Source organism: Bacillus sp. EB V-12 (assembly GCF_056158125.1).
The window spans coordinates 918493-929277 of sequence record NZ_JBUXJL010000001.1; the positions used below are offsets into that span (position 1 = coordinate 918493).

General features: G+C 39.5%; 10 protein-coding genes. 5 read left to right on the forward strand and 5 right to left on the reverse strand.

The genetic code is table 11. The features are described from left to right. Window positions 1-8 precede the first annotated feature (8 nt). Window positions 9-1865, forward strand: a complete 1857-nt coding sequence (locus ACZDYH_RS04820) for a PTS fructose transporter subunit IIABC (RefSeq protein ID WP_006922259.1) — start codon at window positions 9-11, stop codon at window positions 1863-1865. Between the two features lie 349 nt (window positions 1866-2214). After that, window positions 2215-3165 carry a cell wall-binding protein EntD gene (gene entD / locus ACZDYH_RS04825; protein WP_000734610.1) on the forward strand — a complete coding sequence of 317 codons (951 nt, stop codon included), beginning with the start codon at window positions 2215-2217 and terminating at the stop codon, window positions 3163-3165. A 62-nt stretch (window positions 3166-3227) separates the two neighbouring features. On the opposite strand, the gene ACZDYH_RS04830 is transcribed toward entD, so the two are convergent. After that, a complete protein-coding gene (locus ACZDYH_RS04830; RefSeq protein ID WP_000814429.1) occupies window positions 3228-3473 on the reverse strand; it encodes a hypothetical protein in 246 nt (81 codons plus the stop codon). 180 nt (window positions 3474-3653) lie between these two features. Here ACZDYH_RS04830 and miaA point away from each other — a divergent pair, with 180 nt between their 5' ends. Next, entirely contained in the window at window positions 3654-4607 is a 954-nt protein-coding gene (gene miaA, locus ACZDYH_RS04835; protein WP_000504928.1) for a tRNA (adenosine(37)-N6)-dimethylallyltransferase MiaA, read from the forward strand. 21 nt (window positions 4608-4628) lie between these two features. Further along, window positions 4629-4853 (forward strand): RNA chaperone Hfq, encoded by a 225-nt coding sequence (gene hfq / locus ACZDYH_RS04840; RefSeq protein WP_000813896.1) that lies wholly within the window; start codon window positions 4629-4631, stop codon window positions 4851-4853. A gap of 80 nt (window positions 4854-4933) precedes the next feature. Here hfq and ACZDYH_RS04845 read toward each other — a convergent pair whose 3' ends face one another. Both ACZDYH_RS04845 and ACZDYH_RS04850 read right to left on the reverse strand, forming a co-directional pair. Then, complete coding sequence (locus ACZDYH_RS04845; protein ID WP_474885784.1) at window positions 4934-7693, reverse strand: Gly-Xaa-Xaa repeat protein; 2760 nt, start codon at window positions 7691-7693, stop codon at window positions 4934-4936. A 113-nt stretch (window positions 7694-7806) separates the two neighbouring features. Next, window positions 7807-8772, reverse strand: a complete 966-nt coding sequence (locus ACZDYH_RS04850; RefSeq protein WP_000450326.1) for a tyrosine-type recombinase/integrase — start codon at window positions 8770-8772, stop codon at window positions 7807-7809. 113 nt (window positions 8773-8885) lie between these two features. Here ACZDYH_RS04850 and spoVK point away from each other — a divergent pair, with 113 nt between their 5' ends. Next, a complete protein-coding gene (gene spoVK, locus ACZDYH_RS04855) occupies window positions 8886-9842 on the forward strand; it encodes a stage V sporulation protein K (protein WP_000438177.1) in 957 nt (318 codons plus the stop codon). Window positions 9843-9873: 31 nt separating this feature from the next. On the opposite strand, the gene ACZDYH_RS04860 is transcribed toward spoVK, so the two are convergent. Next, window positions 9874-10011, reverse strand: a complete 138-nt coding sequence (locus ACZDYH_RS04860) for a hypothetical protein (RefSeq protein ID WP_000181505.1) — start codon at window positions 10009-10011, stop codon at window positions 9874-9876. Between the two features lie 99 nt (window positions 10012-10110). Next, entirely contained in the window at window positions 10111-10734 is a 624-nt protein-coding gene (locus ACZDYH_RS04865; protein WP_000312266.1) for a trimeric intracellular cation channel family protein, read from the reverse strand. Window positions 10735-10785 lie beyond the last annotated feature (51 nt).

Genomic DNA, 10785 nt, shown 5'->3' on the forward strand with positions numbered 1-10785 from the left:
AGCAACATATGAAAATTACAGAACTATTAAAAAGGGATACAGTCATTATGGATTTGACAGCTTCAAATAAAGAAGCTGTCATAGATGAATTAGTTGAGAAATTAAACGGGGCAAATCGTTTAAATAGTAAAACGGAATTTAAAGAAGCTATTTTAAAGCGGGAGTCCCAAAGTACGACTGGAATAGGGGAAGGTATTGCAATACCTCATGCGAAGACAAAGGCTGTTAAACAACCATCGATTTGTTTTGGTAGAAGTGTAAGCGGTATCAATTATGAGTCGCTTGACGGACAGCCAGCACACTTATTCTTTATGATTGCTGCAAGTGAAGGAGCGAATAATACTCATTTAGAAACGTTGTCTCGTTTATCGACATTATTAATGGATGAAGGATTTCGCAAGCAACTATTAGAAGCAAAGGATGAAAGTGAGCTTCTTCAACTATTTGATGAAAAAGAGAATGAAAAAGAAGAAGAGACTGAAGTCGCAAAACCAGAAGGAAATGAACCGTACGTACTTGCTGTTACAGCTTGTCCAACTGGAATCGCTCACACATATATGGCAGCGGATAGCTTAAAAGCAAAAGCGACAGAGTTAGGAATAGCGATTAAAGTTGAAACAAACGGATCAACAGGTATTAAAAACGGTTTAACGAAAGAGGATATTGAACGTGCAACAGCTATTATTGTTGCGGCGGATAAACAAGTAGAAATGAATCGTTTTGCTGGTAAACATGTCATTCAAGTGCCAGTTGCTGATGGGATTCGAAAAACGGAAAATCTGCTTAAGCGAGCTGTCAAACAAGATGCACCAATCTTTAAAGGTGTAAAAGAGGACGGGAAATCAGAAAGTATTGAGGGAGAAAAAGGATTAGGAATTTATAAGCATTTAATGAGCGGTGTAAGTAATATGCTTCCATTCGTTGTTGGCGGCGGGATTTTAATAGCGCTAGCGTTTTCGTTTGGTGGTATAAAGGCGGAAGGTCCTTTAGCTGAATTATTCATGTCAATTGGTGGAGGAAAAACAGGTGCGTTTTTATTCCTTGTACCAATTTTAGCTGGATTTATTGCAAGTTCTATTGCTGATCGTCCTGGTTTTATGCCTGGTGTTGTAGGTGGATTTTTAGCGGCGAATGCGAATGCTGGATTTTTAGGTGGGTTAATTGCTGGTTTCTTAGCTGGATATGTTGTTTTAGGGTTGAAAAGATTATTTTCAGGACTACCAGTACAATTAGAAGGAATTAAACCTGTATTGTTATATCCAGTCTTTGGATTATTGATTACAGGAGTTGTAATGCAAAAAGTAGTAATTCCGCCTGTAGTAGCATTAAATGAAATGTTGACAGGGTGGTTAAATGGTTTAAACGGTACGAATGCTATATTACTAGGTCTTATTTTAGGTGGTATGATGGCAATTGATATGGGGGGGCCAATTAATAAAGCGGCATTTACGTTTGGTATTGCTGCAATAGAAGCACAGAATTTTGGAGTGCACTCAGCAGTTATGGCTGGTGGGATGGTACCGCCACTTGCGATTGCATTCGCAACTACATTCTTTAAATCAAAGTTTACAGAAGCGGAACGTAAATCTGGTTTAACCAATTATATTATGGGAGCATCGTTCATTACAGAAGGTGCGATTCCGTTTGCTGCTGCAGATCCGGTTCGAGTAATCGTAAGTTGTGTTGTTGGTTCAAGTATTGCAGGTGCGTTATCTATGTTATTCCAAATTACATTACCGGCACCGCATGGTGGATTATTTGTAATAGCGTTAGTAAATAAACCGTTACTATATATTTTCTCTATATTAATTGGAACAATTGTTTCGGCTGTTATGCTAGGTGTTTGGAAAAAGAAAGTTCAATAACAAATAAAAAGAGAGCAGTTTTTAGTAGCTGCTCTCTTTTTATTACAAAAAAATAGGTTAACAATTGAATATTGATGTTTTTTGGTAAAAGATGTAACGAATTGTGAATTTTTTGTAACAAAAAAGTAACACTGTAATTTTTTCTGGAAAAAAGTTCTTGTGCTCGTATATGAAAAATATATGAAAACCACTGGAGATTGTATGAGGAATACATTTTATTAATATGGAAATTTATGTTACAACTCGTTAATCGTATATTACGAATGCTTTGTAATTGTGTGATTTCTAAAAATTCTAAAAATCTGTTGCTATAATGAAAATACGAAAACAAAGCAAATGGAGGCTATTCATGAAAAAATTATTAGGTATAGCAACAGCAGCAGTTTTTGGTCTTGGGATTTTTGCGGGTTCTGCTAAAGCGGAAACAATTGTAACAACAGACGTATTAAATGTTAGAGAAAACCCAAATGTAGAGTCAAAGCTTGTAGGTAAAGTGTTCAGTGGGAATACACTAGATGTTATAAATACAGAAAATGGATGGACAAAAATTAAGTTGAACGGTAAGGAAGCGTTTGTAAGTGCCGATTTTACAAAGAGCACATATTATGTAACGGCGGGCGTATTAAATGTTCGTGCTGGAGCGAATACTGATTCTGAAATTTTAGGTAAACTTAATAAAAATGATGTGATTGAAACGACGAATCAAGTTCAAAATGAATGGTTACAATTCGACTACAATGGAAAAGTTGGATATGTTCACGTGCCATTTTTAACAGGAACAGCACCTGTAATCGAAAAGAAAGAGGTTGTAGCTCAAGAAGAAGCGCCAGCTAGAACAAATACGCCAGTTAAAAATAATACAGTAGTTAAGAATAAAGAGTCTGTTAAGAGTAACGATTCTATTAAGAATGTAGAATCAAGTAAACCTGTGGTAAAAGAAAAACCGGCTGCAAAACCAGTTGCAAAATCTACTGAAACAAGTGCGCCTACTGGTGGTCGTGAAATTACAGTAGAAGCGACGGCATATACAGCAGATCCGAGTGAGAATGGTTCGTATGGTGGTCGTGTATTAACTGCAATGGGGCATGATTTAACAGCAAATCCAAATATGAAAGTAATTGCTGTTGATCCGAAAGTAATTCCGCTTGGATCAAAAGTATGGGTAGAAGGATATGGAGAAGCGATTGCTGGAGACACCGGTGGTGCGATTAAAGGAAATCGTATTGATGTATTAGTCGGTTCAGATGGTAGTGCTAATAGCTGGGGGCGCAAATCTGTAAAAGTGAAAGTTATACAATAGGTTATCGATATTAATATAAAAAGCGGTTGCTTGAAACTATGTAAGCAGCCGCTTTTTATGGATTATTGAAATGGATAAATAGTTTTACCTGTGATAATTTTATATGCACTGCAAAATTGCGTTTGTATATATTCTGTATTTTTATTTTCTGGATGTAATGTTGTTTCATGGAGAGTAGAATGAAAAGCCCGTAGTAAACAATTTAGGGCGAAGTATAATTCCTCTTGTGAACAATTTTGTTCTTTTGTAGAAGTGGCTAAAATGAGGTCTTTTGTCAAAGATGAAAAATTGATGGTGGATTGTTTCATAGTTAACTCATCCTCTCGAAACTATTTTTATCATGTATATGCAGAATTGGACAAACTATGTTCTTTTTTCTGTGTAATTTCATGTACCGAAATGAAAGAACTTGCAATCATGCCGTTAAAATTGGTAAGATTGGGTATAATCAATAGATGGAGTATATTACATAAAGAGAGTTGAATGATATGGGAGAAGTGCAACGTGAAAAAGTTGCTGTCATCATTGGACCAACTGCTGTTGGAAAGACGAAGTTAAGTATCGATCTTGCCAAAGCGTTGAACGGTGAAATTATTAGTGGTGATTCCATGCAGATCTATCGAACGATGGATATTGGAACTGCAAAGGTAACAAAAGCAGAGATGGACGGAATTCCACATTATATGATCGATATAAAAAATCCGGAAGATTCATTTTCTGTCGCGGAATTTCAAGAACGTGTTCGCAAGCATATTCGAGAAATTACAGAACGTGGTAAATTACCAATTATAGTTGGTGGGACCGGTCTTTATATACAATCTGTTTTATTCGATTATCAGTTTACAGATGATGCTGGTGATGTGATATACCGAGAGCAAATGGAAAAGTTAGCTTTAGAACGCGGTGTGGAATATGTACATAAAAAATTGCAAGAAGTAGATCCAGAAAGTGCGGAGCGTATTCATGCAAATAATGTACGACGTGTCATTCGGGCATTAGAAATTTTCCACACGTCGGGTGAAAAAATGAGTGAACAAATTGAGAAACAAGAAAAAGAGTTACTCTATGATGTTTCATTAATTGGCTTGACAATGGATCGAGAAATGCTATACGATCGCATTAACTTACGAGTGGATTTGATGATGGAACAAGGCCTATTAGAGGAAGTAGAAGGGCTGTATAATAGAGGGATACGAGATTGTCAATCTATTCAAGCGATTGGATATAAAGAAATCTATGATTATTTTGAGAATCGAGTCTCTTTAGAAGATGCGGTATCACAATTAAAGACGAATTCGCGTCGTTATGCAAAGCGTCAATTAACGTGGTTCCGTAATAAAATGGATGTCACGTGGTTTGATGTTACAAACGGTGAAAAAACGTCAGAAATTTTACGATACATAGAAGGAAAGTTACAAGTAAAGTCGAATAATAGTAAGTAGAGAAAAAGAGGAGGATTCGACATGAAGCAATCAATCAATATTCAAGATCAGTTTTTAAATCAACTCCGTAAAGAAAATACGTTTGTTACGCTGTACTTATTAAATGGTTTCCAGCTTCGTGGACTAATTAAAGGATTTGATAATTTTACAGTCCTGCTGGAAACAGAAGGTAAGCAACAGCTTATTTATAAACATGCAATTTCTACATTTGTACCACAAAAAAATGTTTCAATTGAATTAGAATAGTAATGAATTATTGTACATAACAAAAAAGAGCGAGTTTCCTCGCTCTTTTTTTATTTGTCATAAACAATATATAGTGAAATTTAAGCGATTCTAAATACAGTAAGGCGGATGTTAGTATTTCCTGTCGCAGGGATCGTAATCTCATTAAGAGTAGATTGGACAGAGATTCTTGCACCAGCTGCTAATGTTTCTATTGTAGTAAATGAAAGTGAGTCGCCTATTAAATTTGAAGAGAAATTATCAGTTGCGACTGCTCCATTAATTGAAATTCCTACTCCGAGTGGAGCGCATCCTGGCGCAGTTGTAGAAATGGATACGCTAATTACATAAATACCACCGTTAATAACAGTAACTGTATCTGTGCCGTTGAAGATAATATTGTTTATGTTAATTGCAGTACTAAAAATAAAGTTATTAAATTGCAGTACTGTTTGCTGAATATTGTTTGTTACAACAATTGTTGCTATAGGGAAGCTAGGTCCAGTTGGCCCAGTAGGTCCAGTAACTCCTATGCCAGTAGCGCCGGTAGCACCCGTTGGTCCTTGAATGCCTTGAGGCCCGGTAGAGCCTGTGTTACCTTGAACACCTTGAGGTCCAGTGGCACCGGTAACGCCAGTAGCACCCGTAGCACCCGTGTTACCTTGAACACCCTGAGGTCCAGTAGCACCAGTAGCACCTGTGTTACCTTGAACACCCTGAGGTCCAGTGGCACCAGTAGCACCTGTGTTACCTTGAACACCTTGAGGTCCAGTAGCACCAGTAGCACCTGTGTTACCTTGAACACCTTGAGGTCCAGTAGCACCGGTAGCACCTGTGTTACCTTGAACACCTTGAGGTCCAGTAGCACCAGTAGCACCTGTGTTACCTTGAACACCTTGAGGTCCAGTAGGTCCAGGAGGCCCGCCAGAAGGTCCAGTAGGTCCGGTAACTCCTATACCAGTAGCGCCAGTGGCACCCGTGTTACCTTGAGGTCCAGTAGCACCAGTAGCGCCGGTAGCACCTGTGTTACCTTGAACACCCTGAGGTCCAGTAGCACCAGTAGCGCCGGTAGCACCTGTGTTACCTTGAACACCCTGAGGTCCAGTAGCACCAGTAGCGCCGGTAGCACCTGTGTTACCTTGAACACCTTGAGGTCCAGTAGCACCAGTAGCGCCGGTAGCACCTGTGTTACCTTGAACACCTTGAGGTCCAGTAGCACCAGTAGCGCCGGTAGCACCTGTGTTACCTTGAACACCCTGAGGCCCAGTAGCACCAGTAGCGCCGGTAGCACCTGTGTTACCTTGAACACCTTGAGGTCCAGTAGCGCCAGTAGCGCCGGTAGCACCCGTGTTACCTTGAACACCCTGAGGTCCAGTAGCACCAGTAGCGCCGGTAGCACCTGTGTTACCTTGAACACCCTGAGGTCCAGTGGCACCAGTAGCACCTGTGTTACCTTGAACACCCTGAGGTCCAGTAGCACCAGTAGCGCCAGTAGCACCTGTGTTACCTTGAACACCTTGAGGTCCAGTAGCACCAGTAGCGCCGGTAGCACCTGTGTTACCTTGAACACCCTGAGGTCCAGTGGCACCAGTAGCGCCGGTAGCACCTGTGTTACCTTGAACACCCTGAGGTCCAGTGGCACCAGTAGCGCCGGTAGCACCTGTGTTACCTTGAACACCTTGAGGTCCAGTAGCGCCAGTAGCGCCCGTGTTACCTCGAGGTCCAGTGGCACCAGTAGCACCTGTGTTACCTTGAGGTCCAGTAGCGCCAGTAGCACCCGTGTTACCTCGAGGTCCAGTGGCACCAGTAGCACCTGTGTTACCTTGAGGTCCAGTAGCGCCAGTAGCACCTGTGTTACCTTGAGGTCCAGTAGCGCCAGTAGCACCCGTGTTACCTCGAGGTCCAGTGGCACCAGTAGCACCTGTGTTACCTTGAGGTCCAGTAGCGCCAGTAGCACCCGTGTTACCTCGAGGCCCAGTGGCACCAGTAGCACCTGTGTTACCTTGAGGTCCAGTAGCGCCAGTAGCGCCCGTGTTACCTTGAGGTCCAGTGGCGCCAGTAGCGCCTGTGTTACCTCGGGGCCCAGTGGCACCGGTAGGTCCAGTAGCGCCCGTGTTACCTTGAGGTCCAGTGGCACCAGTAGCGCCCGTGTTACCTCGAGGCCCAGTGGCACCGGTAGGTCCAGTAGCGCCCGTGTTACCTCGAGGCCCAGTGGCACCGGTAGGTCCAGTAGCGCCCGTGTTACCTCGAGGCCCAGTGGCACCGGTAGCGCCAGTAGCGCCCGTGTTACCTCGAGGCCCAGTGGCACCGGTAGCGCCAGTAGCGCCCGTGTTACCTCGAGGCCCAGTGGCACCAGTAGCGCCTGCTGGTCCAGTAGGTCCGGTAGGTCCTTGAATGAACGAAGCAGAATTAACTAGAGCAGTTTGTAATGCTGCTATTAATTTAAGGAGCTCTTGAAGTGTGCAAGGGTCAATTCGGAATAATTTTGTAATGTATAGTAAATAGTTAATGAGATTTTGAAGCTCAATAAATACAGCGCTTGCTACAAAGGTTGGATTTCTTAATATAGTTATTAAGTTTTTAATAATAGCTAACCCTTGTGCTTTCAGGGAGGAAGTAGCGTCTAGTGAACAAATAAATTTACTCAGTAGGTTCAATGTATCGATTAGATCTTCAATATTTTGGGGAGATGGATTTGCGAAAAGTTTTGGGATTATTTTTGTTAAATCAATAATAATCGCACGAAATGTTCTAAGTTGAGCTTTAGTAATTGGGATTGATGGAGTATTTGGAATTCGTCCGGCGCTACTTGGAAAGCATGGTTTGGAGAATTTGTTTTGATTGTCGTTATAACGAGACATTAAATCTCTCCTTTCTCACGAAAATGTGAACGAAACTCATCATAGTAGATGCAGAAATTAGTTAAATGGTCATAATAAAATCGTTTGTTTAAAGAAAAAATAGAAAAAACGCCTTACAATAAGGCGTTTTTTCTATTTTCTGCGTATTGATAATATCGCTTTAATGAAATTTTTGATTTGAATCCAGCGAGTTTTATAATTTCTGATTCAGGAGTTTCTTTTTTTATTAAGTTTAAAATATAGGTGTTACGAAAATGTTGTCCTGAAATTCCTTTACGTAAATTGGCTCTAGCCACTTCGAGGCGAATCATTTTTTGTATAGCAATTTCCGTTAATGCCTTTGGTGCATCATTTTCATATACCCACCTGTATGTTCCACGGTTAAAATCGAATGCGACAAATAATGGATCATCACTATGGTATTTAGGACGAACTGGTTCCGGGATGCTTTTGTAATAATTATATAGTTGTTTTTTGTCTTCTTTTGCTAATGTAATTGTTCTTTCTACACCTGCGGTTGCTGGGATTGATAATGTGTTAGTTTCAAAGTGAACGTGATGCATTGTTAATGCTGTAAGTTCTTGTAAGGATAAACCGTAGTCAATCAATAGATTTAAAATAGCAATATTGCGATCCATTAATAAAGGGCGCACAGGAAGTTGTTTTTCTGAAAGTCCTTCTAATGAAGTGACTATATACTTTAACCTTTTTTCTTCATCAGGTGAAATGAAATCTTCGTTACGAAGTGTACGGTCTGGTTGAATAGAAATTTCCATATTTTTCAATGGGTTAGGAATGTTTAGAAAATGATGCATTCTATTTAGTACAATAAATACACGATGCATCGTTTTTTCTGAGTAATGTCGATTCGTTTTTAAATCGGAAAAGTAATCTTCGTAGTCTTTTGTACAAAGTGTAGCCCATATATTACTGGAAGGGAGCTTTTTGTTTTTTTCTAACCAATGTCCGAAGTCTTCAACGTCATAAACATAACGTTTAATAGTTGAGGGTTTTCGGCCTTTATTCAATAAAAAAATAGAAAAGGCTTGTATTGTATCATGGAATTCCGTTGTCTCCATAGTCCCACCACCTTAATTATTTCTTATATTATAGCAAACTTTTCTGAAAATAGGCATTTACAAGGGGGACAGGAATAATAATATTTGGTGAGTGGATAAAATGAGGTGATTGTATGGAACAATCGATGCGAAAGAAAAACAACAATCAAATTAATATTGTGTTAAACCATCGAAAGAAAATTTCTTTGCCAGCCGCAGAAAATAAAACGGTAATTTCAAATGAAACTACAATTAAACATGAAATGCTGCAGAGAATTGAAGAAGAGATGGGGAAGCTTGTTGGGATGGATGATATAAAAAAGATAATAAAAGAAATATATGCTTGGATTTATGTGAATAAAAAAAGACAAGAGAAGGGATTGAAGTCTGAGAAGCAAGTGCTTCATATGCTGTTTAAAGGGAATCCGGGTACAGGGAAGACAACTGTTGCTAGAATGATAGGAAAATTGCTGTTTGAGATGAATATTCTATCGAAAGGCCACTTGGTTGAAGCTGAACGTGCTGATCTTGTAGGAGAGTACATCGGCCATACAGCTCAAAAAACAAGAGACTTAATAAAAAAAGCAATGGGAGGTATTTTGTTTATTGATGAGGCGTATTCTTTAGCTCGAGGAGGAGAGAAGGACTTTGGAAAAGAAGCAATTGATACGCTTGTAAAACATATGGAAGATAAACAACATGGTTTTGTATTGATTTTAGCTGGATATTCAAGAGAGATGAATCACTTTCTTTCATTAAATCCAGGGCTGCAATCTCGTTTTCCATTTATTATTGAATTTGCGGATTACTCGGTAAATCAGCTATTGGAAATTGGAAAGAGAATGTATGAAGATCGTGAATATCAGTTATCAAAAGAAGCTGAATGGAAATTTAGGGATCATTTACATGCGGTGAAGTATTCGTCGCAAATTACATCGTTTAGTAATGGGCGGTATGTACGGAATATTGTTGAAAAATCAATTCGTACACAGGCGATGCGGTTGTTGCAAGAAGATACGTATGATAAAAATGATTTAATTGGAATATCGAGTATGGATTTGATGCTCGAAGAGGAGACGCACAGTACATAAACTGTGCGTCTATTTTTGTGTATAAGTTCGTTTACTCTTTTTTTGCTTTTTCTTGGTGCGCTTTATGGAAGCGTTCCATTTTAGCGCTCTTTTCGTGTGCTGAATTAGGATCGTGTCCAAATTGGTTTACTGAACTTTTTTGAGCTCCTTTATTAACGTGGTTTGTCATTTGTATTCACCTCACTTTAAAAATTAGTATAAACATTATATAAAGAAAAAATCGTTAGAAAAGAAAAACCTCTTTACGATATGTAAAGAGGTTAGATTGCTATTTATGGATTGAACGTTCTTTCGTTTCGATACGTCTGTGTGGTAAATGCCATTTGTAATGAATAGAAACCATGCGGAAGCAAACAATTAAAATGAATAAAATGTAAAGAGCCCAATCGCTAACAATAATTTGAGCGCCAATTAAAAAACCTGCTAAAATTGTCCAAAAGGCATATACTTCAGCTCGAAGAACGAGAGGTTTCCTGCGGGCTAAAAGATCGCGAATGATACCGCCGCCAATACCAGTTAAAACAGCTGCTACAATTGTGGCGCTAATTGGTAAATTTAATTTTTGGGCATATAATGCTCCTTGTACAGCAAATGCTGATAAGCCGATAGCGTCAGTGATATTTTCCCACTTTTTCCAATGTCTAATTAACTTATTTGGAAAAAGAAAAATAATAGTCATTGATAAAAGTGCGATTTGGAATAACATGTCTTGTTGCCAAAACGCGACAATCGGATAACCGATTAATAAATTACGAAGGGCACCTCCCCCAAATGCGGTTGCCATTCCTAAAATATACACCCCGAAAATATCATAATCCTCTTCCATTGCAACAATGGCTCCGCTTAGTGCGAAAGCGATTGTGCCTATGATGCTAAAAATCTCCCATGCCATGAATTTTCTCCCCCGCTAACTAGATGAAATGTGCTTCCTCTGCTATTATAT